We start from the raw sequence: 14,660 nt of genomic DNA on the forward strand, positions 1-14,660 counted from the left end.
TCAAACGGTCGTTTGGTTTGCTCGGACCGACGGTCGGCGTCTGTCGAGGCGGCCGTGAAAACCCGCTGCAGGCCTTGGCCGGCGCGGGTTTCACCCGACGCCCAAGCGGCGCGGCCCCCGGGCATCGACGGATACGATCGACGATGAGGGCGAGGTAAGATCGGCATCAATGGCGGGTTCGATATCACGACACGGCAGCCATCACGGGGAAGCGCCATGGACCTGAAGGAAGTCGACGTACTGGGTGCGGGGGTGGGCGATCACTGGTACTACGCGTCGAAGGCGAGCGCGATTCGCCGGTTCCTGGGTGCGTCGGGCGCGAACCGGATACTGGACGTCGGTGCGGGTTCCGGCTTTTTCTCGAAGCATCTGCTCGAGCGCACGCAGGCGACCGAAGCATGGTGTGTCGATACGAGCTACGCCGACGACAGCGACGGCGAGGCGGCCGGCAAGCCCATCCACTATCGGCGCTCCGTCGATCGATTCGATGCCGATCTCGTGTTGCTGATGGACGTGCTCGAACATGTCGACGACGATGTCGGGCTGCTGACGCAGTACGTGAAGGGCGCGCCTCCAGACAGCCGCTTCCTGATCACCGTTCCCGCGTTCCAGTTCCTGTGGAGCGGTCACGACGATTTCCTCGAGCACAAGCGCAGGTATACGCTCGGCGGTCTCGAGGAGGTGGCCCGGCGTGCGGGGCTCGACGTCGAGCACGGCGCCTATTATTTCGGCCTCACGTTTCCGCTCGCGGCCGCATTGCGGCTGGGCGAGCGGGTGCGTTCGCATCCGCGCGAGCCTGCGTCGCAATTGCGTCGTCATCATCCGTTCGTCAACGGTTTGCTCAAGACGGTCTGCCGCATCGAGTTGCCGATGTTCCGCTTCAATCGCGTCGCCGGTCTGACGGTCATCTGCGTCGCGCGCAAGCGGTAACGCAGAGGCGGGACGGGTGTCGCGGATTGCTTGCATCGGCGCCATCGCGCCAAAAAATTTCACGAGAACATTCACAAAATGCATGCAGCCCGTTCTAAATCGGGAAACTGTCTGTTATAATTTTTTTCTTTCGGGGCGTAGCGCAGCCTGGTAGCGTACCTGCATGGGGTGCAGGTGGTCGGAGGTTCAAATCCTCTCGCCCCGACCAGACAAGAACCCGCGTCAGCTTGAGCTGACGCGGGTTTTTTCTTGGCCGTCGCTTTTTTGCACATCGCAGCGCGGCCCCGGTAAAATGCAAGGTTGATCCACGGAAAGCGCCGTGATTTAGCGGAAGAGGATTCCCCGAACATGACTGATCTTCGTCTTACCATGCGGTTCGCTGCAGTGCTCGCCACCGGCGCGCTCGTCGCCGGTTGCGGTACGTCGTCGCCCACGAAAGTGGACTACAAGAGCGATTCGAAATCGAAAGAAGCGTCGCTCGCAGTGCCGCCCAACATGCTCGACGAGACGGCCGATCAGCGTTCGCTGCCGCCCCAGGGCGGCGCGACTTCCCTGTCCGCGCTCAAGCAGGTCCAGCAGGCCGCGCCCGCGCTGGACACCGTCGCGCCGGCCGTGACCGGCATGCATATCCAGCGCGACGGCACCGAAAGCTGGCTCGTGATCGACGGCAAGCAGCCGGCCGCGATCTGGCCGCAGGTTCGCCGTTTCTGGCAGGAGCAGGGCTTCCTGCTCGTCGTCGACCAGCGCGACAAGGGCGTGATGGAAACCGACTGGAACGAAACCCATCCGCAGATCAACGACGGCCTGATCCGCAGCGTGATCTCGAAGGCGATGGGCAATTCGTACGTGACGGCCGAGCGTAACAAGTACCGTACGCGTCTCGATTCGGCGCCGAACGGCGGCACCTATGTGTTCATCAGCCAGAAGGGGATGCGCGAGGCGATCACCGGCGCGAACAACGATTCGAGCAAGTGGGAACCGAAGCCGAACGACCCGGCGCTCGAGACGGAATACCTGAAGCGGCTGATGGCCGTGCTGGCGCAGAACGACCAACGCGCGAAGAACGGCGAACCTCCGATCGCGAACATCAAGGACAACGCGGTACCGACGGACAAGAAGGCCGATGCCGACGCGTCGTCGAAGGCCGCGGCGGCAATCGCCGCGCAGAACGTCTCGCGCACGTCGGCGCAAGGCAATGATGCGGCTGAAGCGGCCGTGCCGTCCGAAGTCACGCTCGGCGAACCGTACGACCGGTCGTGGCTGCACGTCGGTTTCGCGCTCGATCGCGCGAACTTCACGGTCGACGATCGCGATCGCTCGAAGGGCCTGTATTTCGTGCGCTACGTCGATCCGAAGGATCTGAGTTCGGCCGAGCAAGGTTTCTGGAGCCAGCTGTTCCACGGCAAGAAGGAAAAGCAGGCGAAGCAGTATCGCGTCAACGTGAAGGCGCTCACGGCCGATCAGACGCGCGTCGCGGTCGTCGACGATGCGGGTGCGATCGATACGTCGTCGCCGGCTCGTCAGATCATGGGGTTGCTCGTGAATCAGCTCCGCTGATTCCGGCGTTTCCCGCACCTTGAAAAGCCCGCCATCCGGCGGGCTTTTTTCATGGCCGCTCGCCGGCGCGTGCGGGTGTTCGAGTGGTTCGGCCCCGCCGCGTGACGTTACGTAACATCCGGGCGTTACGGCGACAAACCAAGTGTCACATTGTCGCCGATCTAAAAAATTGTCCTTATAAATCAATGGAATGTCGGTCGCGTGATGCCTGGCACGCAACCTGCTTTATAGGTTGGAATCGTTGGAAAAGGGAGGATGGCGTCAGAGTCCGGGGAATGCGCCGCGAGCGCCCGAACAACGGTATCGACGCTTTCACATGTCGACGCGACACGCGTCGGCGCAACAGATGACGATCCGCGCCAGCATGCGGATCCCGATGGCCCCGTCGCCTATCCTCGTAGGGCGACGGTTTCGCCCGCGCTTCTCTGAAGCGCGGGCTATTTTTTTTGTGCCGTCGTCATGCCGGCCCGGCGTAGCCGATGCGCGGCGCGGGATTCGCGTATTCTCGATCTTTTTCGAATGAAGGGAGCGGGAATGGCCGAAATTGCAGTCGTGGCGCTGATCGTGGCGAAGCCGGGCGCCGAGGAAAAACTGCGCGCCGTGCTCGAAGGAATCGTGGGGCCGACCCGCAACGAAGCAGGCGCATTGCAGTACGACCTGCACCGGGATCTGAAGGAGCCCGCGCGGTTCGTATTCGTCGAGCGTTGGGAGAGCGAGGAGGCGCTGGCCGCTCATGCGCGTTCCGCGCATATTCTCGCTTATCGCGAAGCGGCCGCGGACTGGATCGAACGTTCCGAAATCCGCGTGCTGTCGAAGCTCGTCTGAGTCGTGCCGGGTGGGGCGACCGGACGTGTCCGGTCGCGGCGGCGCGTCAGTGCGACGTGCTGGGTACGTCGAGGATCAGGATGATCGTCCAGTCGGCGTCGCCGTCATGGTGATACTGGCGCTCGGCAACGATGAACGGTTGCTGCTTGCCTTGCGGGCCGAGGAACAGCACGTCGCCCTCCATCGGCAGGCACTCGATCGGCGGCAGCGCAAGAAACGCGTCGGCCGAGCCGCGGGGCATCAGTTGCTTGATCTGGCGAGTGGCGGCTTCGGTCCACTCGATGTCGAGTTGAATGTTGCTCATGCTGTCCTCCGCACCGGGGTGCGCACGGGTGGAAAATTTCGGTGCGCGACTTTAGCACAGCGCGCGGGCGCCGCAACCAAAAAAGCCGAACCCGGTTGCCCGGATTCGGCTTGTCGCTGCTGCGGTGCCGCCGAACTTACTGGCTGGCAGCGTCTGCAGCCTTCGCCTTCTTGCCGGCCTTCTTCGCTGCTGCCTTGTGATGCGCAGCCTTCTTGCCGTGGTGATGCTCTTCCTGCGCCGCCGGCTGAGCCGCTTCGGCCGCTTGCTGCTGTTGCAGCGCTTGTGCACGCTGCTCGATCTCGGCGATCTTGGCCGGATCGGTGATGGTCTGGATCTGCGTGCTCTCTTGCGCATACGCTGCGCCAGTCAGCGCCGACATCGCTACCAGGATAGCCAGGGACGTCTTCTTCATTGCTTTACCTCCGCTAAGTGGTGATGAACCCGAGTGTGCCGTTTTGTCTGGCGACTGCAATCGAGTGCGTGTCGAGTGTAACAAAAGTGACGGATCAATGTGCACCGGATCGCCGCACGACGCAAGGCCCCGTTGAAGTCGCGCAACACTTCGCGCACTTCGTCACGCGTGTGCCATCCGGCGCGGTGCAGCGATTTTCGCGGGGTCGTCAAAACCAGCCGAGCCAACGATACACGTGAAATTGCGCGATGCCGACCAGCTCGTGCAGCGCCTGCTCGGCGTTGGCCAGATTGCGCCAGCGCGGCAGCCAGCCCGTCTGCGCGCGTCGGAGATTCGCGTAAACGGGCTGCGGATCGATGCCGAAACGGCGGAAATCGAGCAGCGCCCGGCGCATCTGATACGACGACGTGACGAGAACGCGCGTGTCGTCATACTGTGAGCGTAGTATAGACGCAGTGAATTTCGCGTTTTCGTAGGTGGTGCGGCTGTTCGGTTCGAGCACGAGGTCGGCCGGCGCCACGCCTTGCGCGACGAGCTGGCGCCCGTAGACGGCCGCCTCGGTGTCGCCGTGATGCTGCGGGTCGCCGCCCGACATCAGCACGGTGCAGCGTTCGGCCTGCTGCCGGCAGGTGCGATAGAGCGCCGCAATCTTGTGGATGCGCGCGACGCCGTCGGGCGGCGGCTGCAATCCCGTGTCGGTACGGCGCGTGCCGGCGCCGATGAGGATCAGCGTGGTTCGCCCGCGCATGTCGGGGTGCTCGACCGGCGTGACGCCGGCTTCGGTCCAGGCGATCAGCGGCGCCGCGAGCCAGCCCGTCGCCAGCAGCCAGAACAGCGCGGCGGCGGCGATGGAAATGGTTCGACGCTGGTTGCGGCAGAGCATGAAACCGATGAAGAGAAGTACAAATGAATCGAACAGAATCAATTTGATTGGGGTATGGTGTCTTTTTATGGACGGCTGACGATACGGCCCTGACGCGACGCCGAACAACGTCGGCCTCCAGAATCGGTGGCGGTTTCGGTGGGCGGAGACCCCGCCCGGCTCGCCGCTTCGCATTGTCGCTGCACTTTAAGAAAGAATCGAGATGGCCACGTATTCCAACGAAGCGGTGCTCGACGCATTGAGACGAGTGCAGTACCGCCAGGTACCGTGGGCACGCCGCCCGGGCGTGTTCGAGTATCTCCGTTCGCTCGGGCTGATGGACACGGTCAGGCAAAAAACCGTTGCTCCCGCACCGGGCTTTCACGCACCGGTCGACATCGCCATACTGACCGACAGCGGCCGAGCCGAATTCGCGCGCCTCGAGCGCGACGAGAAATTACTTTCCTGGACCGATCGCCGCATGGACGACTACGCATTGAGCGAAGCGAGTGCCGTGGCGATTCTCGAAAGCCGCCTGTAGCGGTTCTCCCTCCCGTCTCGTGCATCGCCGCGCAGGCCGGCGATGCAAAAAAAAGCCCGTATCGCGAGGATACGGGCGTACCGGATACTTTTGCTGCTGCCACGCTGTGCTCATGGCAACGATGTGACTCGTCGCTTGCGGCGCAGTTCCCGGATGCGGGCATTTTCTTTGGCGGAATCTCGAAATCGGCAGGGTTACGGATGGCGCGGCACGCCAGGCGGCTGTGAGCCGATTCGCGCCCGCGCGTTGCTGGCGATGTCGCCGCGCAGGTCGCCGCGCGGCACGGTTTGCCGGCTGGACGGGTTCGCGGACGGAGGCTGTCGAAAGGTGTTCCGGTGATCCTGCTGACGATGGGGCGGCTTCGCGCGATCATCGGCATGGACGGGGGTGCTCAGCGCCACGGAAACGACAATGCCGCATGCAACGAGCAGTGACATTGTTTTCATGGCGGGACTCCCTTCAAGCCGTCAGTGCGGCCTGTTGATATTTCGCTAAGGTAAGCGCGGGAGTGCAGGCGTGCTGTAAATATTGGTAAATAGTTGTTTCGCGGCACGACAACGACAATCGACGGCAAGGCATGCGTCGCGAGAAGATCGCGTCGCGGAAAAGAAACCGGGCGGCCGAAGCCGCCCGATCGAGCATTCGTTACGCCATCTTGACGGGCGCGCGCCAGGATTCCGGATTGGTCCAGAATGCGCCGCGCAGCCGGTCGCGGCTCGGCGGGGCGGGCGGCTTCGCCGCGCTGGCGCCGATGCGTCCGCGCAGCGAGATCTGCCGGCCGCTCGTGCCGAGTCGCTTCACGATTTCGGCGAGCGTACCGTCCGCCTGCCATTCGTCGAAGCGACGGCGGCAGGTCGGCGGGGACGGATAGCGGCCCGGCAGTTTCGACCAGCCTTCACCCGTCGACAGCACCCACAGCACGGCGTTGACCACCGATCGGGCTTCCACGCGGGGACGGCCGCGCCGCTCACTCCGTGCGGGCTCCGAGCAAAACAGACCCTCGACCAGCGCCCACTCGTTATCTCTCAAATCGTCGAACAGCATCATGTCCTCACCTCAGCGAAGCTAACTCCGGTGCGCTGCCCTGCGCCGCGCACTCTTCAAGCACTCGATCGTCGAGTGCCGGGTGGGGGCGTCCGGTTGGCCGGCAGCGGCGTTTCTGCTCTTCCGTCCGACGAAACCTGCACCCTGTGCGCCAGGTAATGCACGAAGCGTGCCATGTCGGAGGCGAATCCCTCGAGAGCCGCTTGGCAGCGAGCTAACGGCTAAGTCAGCTAGGGGCGTATAAGACGCCAAAATAACCCGTGCGCAAATCGGGACAATCACCAATCTTGTGCAATTCGCCCACGTCACGTGCGTTTGCGAACGTATTGCACCGCAGCGAAACATGTGCGACGGGTGCCGGATTCGCTCGCCGACGCCGATTTCGCACATTAAAATCACGCATCGATATGGACGATTGATGAGGTCGGGACATGAACGTCACGCTGCGCCAGCTTCGCGTATTCATCGAAGTCGCGCGGCTCAAGAGCTTCAGTCGGGCGGGTGACGAGATCGGACTCACGCAGTCCGCGGTCAGCCGTTGCGTGCGGGAACTCGAGGCCGAACTCGGGCTGAAGCTGATCGACCGCACGACGCGCGACGTGCAACTGACCGACGTCGGCGCGAACCTGATCGCGAGCGTGTCGCGCTTGCTCGACGATCTCGACGACACGCTGCGCGAGATTCGCGAGATCGGCGAGCAGCGCCGCGGGCGCGTGATCGTCGCGGCAAGCCCGACGATCGCATGCAGGCTGATGCCGCGCGTGGTGGCGTCGTGCGAGCGCCAGTTCCCGTTCGTGACGCTCGGCCTGCGCGACGACGTGCAGAGCGACGTGCTGCGCAAGGTGAAATCGAGCGAAGTCGACTTCGGTGTCGTGATCGGGCCGCTGGCGGTCGCCGATCTCGTCTGCGAGCCGCTGATGACCGATTCGTTCTGCCTCGTCGCGCGCGCCGACCATCCGCTCGCGGCGCGGGCCGAGGTGCCGTGGACGGCGCTGGACGGCGAGCGCCTCGTGCTGCTCGATCATGCCTCGGGCAGCCGGCCGCTGATCGATGCGGCATTGGCCACGCATCGCGTCAACGCGACGGTCATGCAGGAGCTTGGGCATTCGGCGACGGTGTTCGGGCTGGTCGAGGCCGGTGTCGGCGTGAGCGTGCAGCCGTGGCTGTCGCTGCCGCTGCCCGCCGGCTCGACGCTCGTCGCCCGGCCGCTCACGCCGCGCACCGAACGCACCGTCGAACTGGTGCGCCGCCGCGACCGGTCGTTGTCGCCCGCCGCACAGGCGATCTGGGAGCTCGTGCGGCAGATGCCGGCGAGGGCCGAGGATCTCGACTGACGTGCCGGTCCGGCTTGCCGGCCGGTACACTACGCGGATCGTGTTCCTGGGCGGTGGCTCTCGATGACGCATTCCGCAGGTCTTTTCCCGGCGAACGAGCCGGCGGCGCGCGCCGCGGTGCACGCGCTGCGTCCGTCCCTGATCCGCGAGGTCGCCAATGCCGGCTTCGGCGTCCCGGACATGCTGCCGTTCTGGTTCGGCGAATCCGATCGGGTGACGCCGGACTTCATCCGCGACGCCGCGGCGGCGGCGCTCCGCGACGGCGCGACCTTCTACACGCACAATCTCGGCACGGCGCCGCTGCGCGACGCGATCGCGGCCTATGTCGGCGCGCGTCATGGCGCGACGGCGGCCGACACGGTAGCCGTGACGAGTTCAGGCGTGAGTGCGCTGATGCTGGCTGCGCAGTTGCTGGTCGGGCCCGGTGAGCGTGTCGTCGCGGTCACGCCGCTATGGCCGAATCTCGTCGAGATTCCGAAGATCCTCGGCGCGCAGCTCGAATGCGTGCCGCTCGGCTACGGCGACGCGGGCTGGCAGCTCGATGTCGGCCGGTTGCTCGCGGCGCTGACGCCCGATACGCGGATGCTGCTGATCAATTCGCCGAACAACCCGACCGGCTGGACGATGTCGCGCGACGATCAGCGGGCCGTGCTCGCTCATTGCCGTCGTCACGGCATCTGGCTGGTCGCCGACGAGGTGTACGAGCGGCTTGCATTCGACGAGGGCGGCGCGCCGTCGTTTCTCGATATCGCGTCCCGCGACGAGCGCGTCGTGGTCGTGAATTCATTCTCGAAGGCATGGGCGATGACGGGCTGGCGGCTCGGATGGCTGATTGCGCCGGCATCGGTGATGGGTGACCTGTCGAAGCTCGTCGAATACAACACGTCGTGTGCGCCGGGCTTCGTTCAGGCCGCGGCCGAGGTCGCGTTGCGCGACGGCGAGCCGTTCGTGCGGTCGTTCGTCACGGCGCTGCGCGACGCGCGCGATCACCTGGTCGCCGCGCTGCGAACGCTGCCGGGCATCGAGGTGCCGCCTCCGCCGGGCGCGATGTACCTGTTCCTGCGACTGCCGGGCGCGGCCGACAGCCTGGCGTTCTGCAAGACGCTGGTGCGCGACGCGGGGCTCGGCCTTGCGCCGGGTCGCGCGTTCGGCCCGGAGGGGGAAGGGTTCGTGCGCTGGTGTTATGCGTGCGATCCGGTGCGGCTCGACGCGGGCGTCGAGCGGCTACGCCGGTTCCTTGCGCACGGCGCGGCCGCCGGCTGAAGCGGGGACGGAGCGGGCGGCCGCTCCGTACGGCGGCCTGTTCCGCTCATCTTTACGCACCGGGCAATTTTGCGTAATATGGCGTTCAGTCACGCGGTTCCGTCGTTGAGCCGTGCTGTTCCGTCCGGTTTGGGCCTGGCCTGAAGTTGGTTCGCCGCCCCCGGTTCGTGCTCCCATCAATATGACCGATCAGAATCGGGCGAGCGCGTCTTCCGTTCCTTTCGTCTGTTTGTTGATCCGGTTCGTTTGACCACAGGGTCTGGCCTAGCTGCATGAATACCCAAGAGGCGAAGATCGTCCTCGAGACTGCTTTGATCTGTGCGCAGGAACCGCTGAAGCTCGGCGATTTGCGCAAGCTCTTTGCCGACGGCGTGTCGGCTGACACGGTCCGCACGTTGCTCGAAGATCTGAAACAGGATTGGTCCGGCCGCGGCGTCGAACTGGTGGCGCTGGCGACCGGATGGCGCTTTCAGAGCAAGCCGGCGATGCGTCATTATCTGGATCGCCTGCATCCCGAGAAGCCGCCGAAATATTCGCGCGCGGTGCTCGAAACGCTCGCGATCATTGCGTACCGACAGCCCGTCACGCGCGGCGACATCGAAGAGATTCGCGGCGTCACGGTCAATACGCAGGTGGTCAAGCAACTCGAGGATCGCGGCTGGATCGAGGTGATCGGTCATCGCGACGTGCCGGGGCGTCCGGCGCTGTATGCGACGACCAAGCAGTTTCTCGACGATCTCGGCCTGAAGGCGCTCGACGACCTGCCGGCGCTCGAAGAGCCGGCCGCGAACATCGAGGCCGCGCTGCTCGCGCAGCAGGCGATGGATTTCGACGGTGACATGCCGGTGGCCGACGATGCGGCGGCCGACGTGCCGCAGGCGCTCGCGGATGAAGCGCCCGGTGGCCGGTCGGCCGAGGTGCCGGCCGACGTCGCGTCGACGCAGGAAATTCCGAGTCGCGATACGCTCGATGCTGATCGCGGCCAAACGGAACATACGGAACAGGTTGGCGCCGAAGCAGTGCCGACCGGTGTGGAGCCCGAGCCGCAGCGTGCGGATTGGAGCGAGGAAGATCGCAAGCCGGCCGCCGAAGCGGCTGCCGGAGACGGAGCGGAAGCGGCCGGCGACATGCCCGGCGAGGCCGATTGGGCCGACGCCTCTCGTTCCCGTTCCGCGGACGACGAGACGCTGGACGACACGTCCGACAGTCTCGCGGATGCCGTACGAAGCGCCAGTGCGCCCATCGGCGCCGACGCGCTGCCGGACGACGAAGCAGAACCCAAACAGCGTCGCGCCTGATCGCGGCCAACTTCTTGCCGCGCCCGCGCCGGGCGCGAGACCTGACATTTTGAGGTTGTTTTGACAGATATCCACGATATTGAATCGTCCGCGCCTGCCGTGCAGGCAGCGCGTGCCGACGATGCGCCGGAGCAGGATGCTTCGGCCGCGGGTGGCGACGAGCGTCCCCGCCGCGGTCTGCGGCGCGGTCCGCGCAGCCTGATCGCGCGGCGTCGCGCGGCGGCCAAGTCGAAGGGCGCCGAAGGCGAGCAGCCCGGTGCCGAGGGCGCGGATGCGCCGCCGGTCGAGGCTGCCGACGCGCAGCCCGCGCGTGCGCCGCGCAAGGAAGGTGCGGCCAAGGGTGCTCGCAAGCCGGCCGGCAAGCGCGAAGGCGCGGCCAAGGGCGGCCAGGGCGGCCAGGGCCGTCGCGGTGCATCGAAGGCCGAAGGCGGCCCGGCGAAAGCCGTGGAAGGCGATGCGTCCGAGGACGAACTGTTCGCGTACGTGACGTCGCCCGCCTTCGACGCGGACAACTCCGCGGGCGGTAGCGGCGTGCGTGCGCCGATGCTGCGCCGCGGCCGCGGCCAGCAGCAGCCTGCGAACAAGCGCGTGCTGTCGCCGGACGACGACGCGCCGAAGCTCCACAAGGTGCTGGCGGAAGCGGGCATGGGTTCGCGCCGCGAAATGGAAGAACTGATCGTCGCCGGCCGCGTGTCGGTGAACGGCGAGCCCGCGCACATCGGCCAGCGGATCATGCCGACCGACCAGGTGCGGATCAACGGCAAGCCGGTCAAGCGCAAGCTGCCGAACAAGCCGCCGCGCGTGCTGCTGTATCACAAGCCGACGGGCGAAATCGTCAGCCACGCGGATCCGGAAGGCCGTCCGTCGGTGTTCGACCGCCTGCCGCCGATGAAGACGGCGAAATGGCTCGCGGTGGGCCGTCTCGACTTCAATACCGAAGGTCTGCTGATGCTGACGACCTCCGGTGACCTCGCGAACCGCTTCATGCATCCGCGTTACAGCGTCGAGCGCGAGTACGCGGTGCGCGTCGTCGGCGAGCTGGCCGAAGGCATGCGGCAGAAGCTGCTGCACGGCGTCGAGCTCGACGACGGTCCGGCGAATTTCCTGCGCATCCGCGATGGCGGCGGCGAAGGCACGAACCACTGGTATCACGTCGCGCTGGCCGAAGGCCGCAACCGCGAAGTGCGCCGGATGTTCGAGGCGGTCGGCCTGATGGTCAGCCGGCTGATCCGTACGCGTCACGGCCCGATTCCGCTGCCGCGCGGCCTGAAGCGTGGCCGCTGGGAAGAGCTCGACGACGCGCAGGTGCGCAAGCTGATGGCGACCGTCGGCCTGAAGGCGCCGTCCGAAGAGAAGGGCAAGCGTGGCGGTGCCGCTCCGACCGAGCGTCGCCAGCCCGATCCGATGCAGACGTCGATGGGCTTCATCAGCCGCGAGCCGGTGCTGACGACGCACGGGCAGCTCGACCAGCCGCGCCGCGGCGGTGGCCGACGCGGCGGCCCGGGCCTGCCGGGCTTGAGCGGCTACGGCAGCCTGCCGGTCGCGCCGTCCGGCTACGGTAACCGTCCGGGCGGTGGCCGTGATGGCAACCGCGCGGGTGGCGGCCGTGATGGCAATCGCACCGGCGGCGGTCGCGAAGTCGACGGCAATCGCGCGTCGTATGGCGCCGGCCCCAAGCGCGATGGCGCGGCTGGCAAGCGCGGCGGCAGCAAGGGCGGCGGCAACCGCAATCCGAACGGCAACCGTCCCGACGGCGCCGGCAACGGCGGTGGCCCGCGCGGCGGTCAGCGTCCGCAGCGCAGTCGTACGCGTAGTCGCTAAGCGCCTGTTGATTGGCGTACGGCGGCGCAAAGCCGCCGGCTCGTCGGTCTGGCCGGCGTCCGGCGGTTTTGTCGACACGACGCGTTGCATTGATGGGTTTCGGCTGCATCCATGTCGCGTGCCGCGACAACGACGATCACTGGTTCGGTAGGGTGGTATCGGTCGATCGGGCAGCCCGATTTCGCATTTTCGGTCCGTAAAGGCAGCCGACGCGCTGCTTTTACCGGCTGGCTTGGCGTTTGCGCCAAAAAACGCTATAATCGCGGAGTCGCTGGGCGTACGGATTCAATGTGCGGCTCAGGTGCGACCACCAGTAAGAAGATGGGCGTTCCGCCCATTTTTTTTTGCTGAAACGGTTAGGCATCTCGGGTAGCGCTTCCTGCGCCGGCTAAGGCGCGCGCCCGCGGGTGTAATCGCGAGCGGCGGGCGCGAACACCTGAGAGGACACAGTGCAACTGACGGAACTGATAGAAACCACGGTCACCGGGCTCGGCTACGAGCTGGTGGATCTCGAGCGCACCGGGCGCGGCATGCTTTGCATCTATATCGATCAGCCTGCCGGCATCTCGCTCGAAGATTGCGAAAAGGTCACGCGTCAGCTCCAGCACGTCTTGACGGTCGAAAACATCGATTACGAACGGCTCGAAGTCTCGTCCCCGGGGCTCGACCGCCCGTTGAAGAAGCTGGCCGACTTCGAGCGCTTCGCCGGCAGCGAAGTTTCCGTGACCTTGAAAAAGCCGCTGGACGGGCGCAAGACGTACCGGGGCATTCTGCACGCGCCGAATGGCGAAACGATCGGTTTGGAATTTGAGGGGAAGAAGGGCGAGGCAGCCATGCTGGATTTCACGCTGGCCGATATCGACAAAGCCCGCCTGATTCCGCAAGTTGACTTTAGGAGCCGCAAATAATGAGTCGCGAAGTGTTGATGCTGGTGGATGCGCTGGCGCGCGAGAAAAACGTCGACAAGGATGTGGTGCTGGGCGCCCTCGAGGCTGCGCTCGCGTCCGCTTCCAAGAAGCTGTTCGACGAAGGCGCCGAAATCCGCGTCCATATCGATCGCGAAAGCGGCGAGCACGAAACCTTCCGTCGCTGGCTCGTCGTTCCCGACGAGGCAGGCTTGCAGGAGCCGGATCGCGAGATCCTGCTGTTCGAAGCACGTGAGCAGAAGCCCGACGTCGAAGTCGGCGAGTATGTCGAGGAACCCGTTCCGTCGATCGAGTTCGGTCGCATCGGCGCGCAGGCCGCGAAGCAGGTGATCCTGCAGAAGGTGCGCGACGCGGAGCGCGAGCAGATCCTGAACGACTACCTCGAGCGTGGCGAAAAGATCATGACGGGTACGGTGAAGCGCCTCGACAAGGGCAACTTCATCGTCGAATCGGGCCGCGTCGAGGCGCTGCTGCGCCGCGATCAGCTGATCCCGAAGGAAAACCTGCGCGTGGGCGACCGCGTGCGCGCGTACATCGCGAAGGTCGACCGCACCGCGCGCGGCCCGCAGATCGAGCTGTCGCGCACGGCGCCCGAATTCCTGATGAAGCTGTTCGAGATGGAAGTGCCGGAAATCGAGCAGGGCCTGCTCGAGATCAAGGCGGCTGCCCGTGACCCGGGCGTGCGCGCGAAGATCGGCGTCATCGCATACGACAAGCGGATCGATCCGATCGGCACCTGCGTCGGCATCCGCGGCTCCCGTGTGCAGGCCGTGCGCAACGAGCTCGGTGGCGAAAACATCGACATCGTGCTATGGTCGGAGGATCCCGCCCAGTTCGTGATCGGCGCGCTCGCGCCGGCAGCCGTCCAGTCGATCGTCGTCGATGAAGAAAAGCATTCGATGGACGTCGTCGTCGACGAGAACGAACTGGCTGTCGCGATCGGCCGCAGCGGTCAGAACGTTCGCCTTGCCGGCGAACTGACCGGCTGGCAGATCAACATCATGACGCCGGACGAATCCGCCCTGAAGCAGGGCGAAGAGCGCGACCGGCTGCGTGCACTGTTCATGGCGCGTCTCGACGTCGACGAAGAAGTTGCCGACATCCTGATCGACGAAGGCTTCACGAGCCTCGAAGAGATCGCGTACGTGCCGCTCAACGAAATGCTCGAAATCGAAGCGTTCGACGAGGACACCGTGCACGAACTGCGCAACCGCGCACGCGACGCGTTGTTGACGATGGCCATCGCGAACGAAGAAAAGGTAGAGAACGCAGCGCTGGATCTCAAGAGCCTCGACGGCATCACGCCGGAGCTGCTCGCGAAGCTGGCCGAACACGCCGTGCAGACGCGCGACGATCTCGCCGAACTGGCTGTAGATGAACTGGTCGACATGACCGGAATGGAAGAGGATGCCGCTAAGGCGTTGATCATGAAAGCACGTGAACATTGGTTCCAGTGAGAAATGACCATGGCGCACTGATTTGATGGCGGCCGTATGGCCTGACCCGATGCTAACCGCAAGGAATCGGTCCTTGCACTAAGAGG

At 65.3% G+C, this 14,660-nt stretch carries 14 protein-coding genes, 1 tRNA gene and 1 pseudogene; 11 read left to right on the forward strand and 5 right to left on the reverse strand.

Annotated features, from left to right (window positions below):
- The first annotated feature begins 216 nt into the window (after positions 1–216).
- The 4 genes from CFB46_RS11345 to CFB46_RS11360 all read left to right on the forward strand — a co-directional run bounded on the left by CFB46_RS11345 (position 217) and on the right by CFB46_RS11360 (position 3,312).
- Positions 217–930 (forward strand): class I SAM-dependent methyltransferase, encoded by a 714-nt coding sequence (locus CFB46_RS11345; RefSeq protein WP_089499987.1) that lies wholly within the window; start codon positions 217–219, stop codon positions 928–930.
- Between the two features lie 131 nt (positions 931–1,061).
- A tRNA-Pro gene (locus tag CFB46_RS11350) sits at positions 1,062–1,138 on the forward strand.
- Positions 1,139–1,278: 140 nt separating this feature from the next.
- Positions 1,279–2,487 carry an outer membrane protein assembly factor BamC gene (gene bamC, locus CFB46_RS11355; protein ID WP_089499988.1) on the forward strand — a complete coding sequence of 403 codons (1,209 nt, stop codon included), beginning with the start codon at positions 1,279–1,281 and terminating at the stop codon, positions 2,485–2,487.
- Between the two features lie 534 nt (positions 2,488–3,021).
- Positions 3,022–3,312 (forward strand): putative quinol monooxygenase, encoded by a 291-nt coding sequence (locus tag CFB46_RS11360; protein ID WP_089499989.1) that lies wholly within the window; start codon positions 3,022–3,024, stop codon positions 3,310–3,312.
- A 46-nt stretch (positions 3,313–3,358) separates the two neighbouring features.
- Here CFB46_RS11360 and CFB46_RS11365 read toward each other — a convergent pair whose 3' ends face one another.
- From CFB46_RS11365 to CFB46_RS11375, 3 genes are all read right to left on the reverse strand, one after another.
- Positions 3,359–3,616, reverse strand: coding sequence for a hypothetical protein (locus CFB46_RS11365; protein WP_011351788.1), 258 nt, complete (start codon positions 3,614–3,616; stop codon positions 3,359–3,361).
- A gap of 136 nt (positions 3,617–3,752) precedes the next feature.
- Positions 3,753–4,028 carry a hypothetical protein gene (locus tag CFB46_RS11370; protein WP_006486101.1) on the reverse strand — a complete coding sequence of 92 codons (276 nt, stop codon included), beginning with the start codon at positions 4,026–4,028 and terminating at the stop codon, positions 3,753–3,755.
- 208 nt (positions 4,029–4,236) lie between these two features.
- A complete protein-coding gene (locus CFB46_RS11375) occupies positions 4,237–4,953 on the reverse strand; it encodes a YdcF family protein (RefSeq protein ID WP_027784264.1) in 717 nt (238 codons plus the stop codon).
- A gap of 160 nt (positions 4,954–5,113) precedes the next feature.
- Here CFB46_RS11375 and CFB46_RS11380 point away from each other — a divergent pair, with 160 nt between their 5' ends.
- Complete coding sequence (locus tag CFB46_RS11380) at positions 5,114–5,431, forward strand: hypothetical protein (protein ID WP_027784265.1); 318 nt, start codon at positions 5,114–5,116, stop codon at positions 5,429–5,431.
- Between the two features lie 194 nt (positions 5,432–5,625).
- Here CFB46_RS11380 and CFB46_RS11385 read toward each other — a convergent pair whose 3' ends face one another.
- Both CFB46_RS11385 and CFB46_RS11390 read right to left on the reverse strand, forming a co-directional pair.
- Positions 5,626–5,877, reverse strand: coding sequence for a hypothetical protein (locus CFB46_RS11385; protein ID WP_027784266.1), 252 nt, complete (start codon positions 5,875–5,877; stop codon positions 5,626–5,628).
- A 202-nt stretch (positions 5,878–6,079) separates the two neighbouring features.
- Positions 6,080–6,475 (reverse strand): annotated as a pseudogene (locus CFB46_RS11390) (transposase); the annotation flags it as partial.
- Positions 6,476–6,906: 431 nt separating this feature from the next.
- Between CFB46_RS11390 and CFB46_RS11395 the strand changes: the two are divergent.
- The 6 genes from CFB46_RS11395 to nusA all read left to right on the forward strand — a co-directional run bounded on the left by CFB46_RS11395 (position 6,907) and on the right by nusA (position 14,574).
- Positions 6,907–7,809: a LysR family transcriptional regulator gene (locus tag CFB46_RS11395; protein ID WP_027784267.1), complete on the forward strand. Its 903-nt coding sequence runs from the start codon at positions 6,907–6,909 to the stop codon at positions 7,807–7,809.
- A 63-nt stretch (positions 7,810–7,872) separates the two neighbouring features.
- Complete coding sequence (locus CFB46_RS11400) at positions 7,873–9,072, forward strand: pyridoxal phosphate-dependent aminotransferase (protein ID WP_089499990.1); 1,200 nt, start codon at positions 7,873–7,875, stop codon at positions 9,070–9,072.
- Positions 9,073–9,344: 272 nt separating this feature from the next.
- Complete coding sequence (scpB, locus tag CFB46_RS11405; RefSeq protein ID WP_089499991.1) at positions 9,345–10,370, forward strand: SMC-Scp complex subunit ScpB; 1,026 nt, start codon at positions 9,345–9,347, stop codon at positions 10,368–10,370.
- Between the two features lie 60 nt (positions 10,371–10,430).
- Positions 10,431–12,191: a 23S rRNA pseudouridine(2605) synthase RluB gene (gene rluB / locus CFB46_RS11410; protein WP_089499992.1), complete on the forward strand. Its 1,761-nt coding sequence runs from the start codon at positions 10,431–10,433 to the stop codon at positions 12,189–12,191.
- Between the two features lie 449 nt (positions 12,192–12,640).
- Positions 12,641–13,099, forward strand: a complete 459-nt coding sequence (gene rimP, locus CFB46_RS11415; protein ID WP_011351796.1) for a ribosome maturation factor RimP — start codon at positions 12,641–12,643, stop codon at positions 13,097–13,099.
- The gene (nusA, locus tag CFB46_RS11420; RefSeq protein WP_006495348.1) at positions 13,099–14,574 is read left to right on the forward strand and encodes a transcription termination factor NusA; all 1,476 of its coding nucleotides are present in this window, start codon (positions 13,099–13,101) and stop codon (positions 14,572–14,574) included. Before rimP ends, nusA begins: the two co-directional genes overlap by 1 nt.
- The last annotated feature ends 86 nt before the right edge of the window (positions 14,575–14,660 follow it).

This window comes from Burkholderia sp. HI2761 (assembly GCF_002223355.1).
Taxonomy (GTDB): domain Bacteria; phylum Pseudomonadota; class Gammaproteobacteria; order Burkholderiales; family Burkholderiaceae; genus Burkholderia.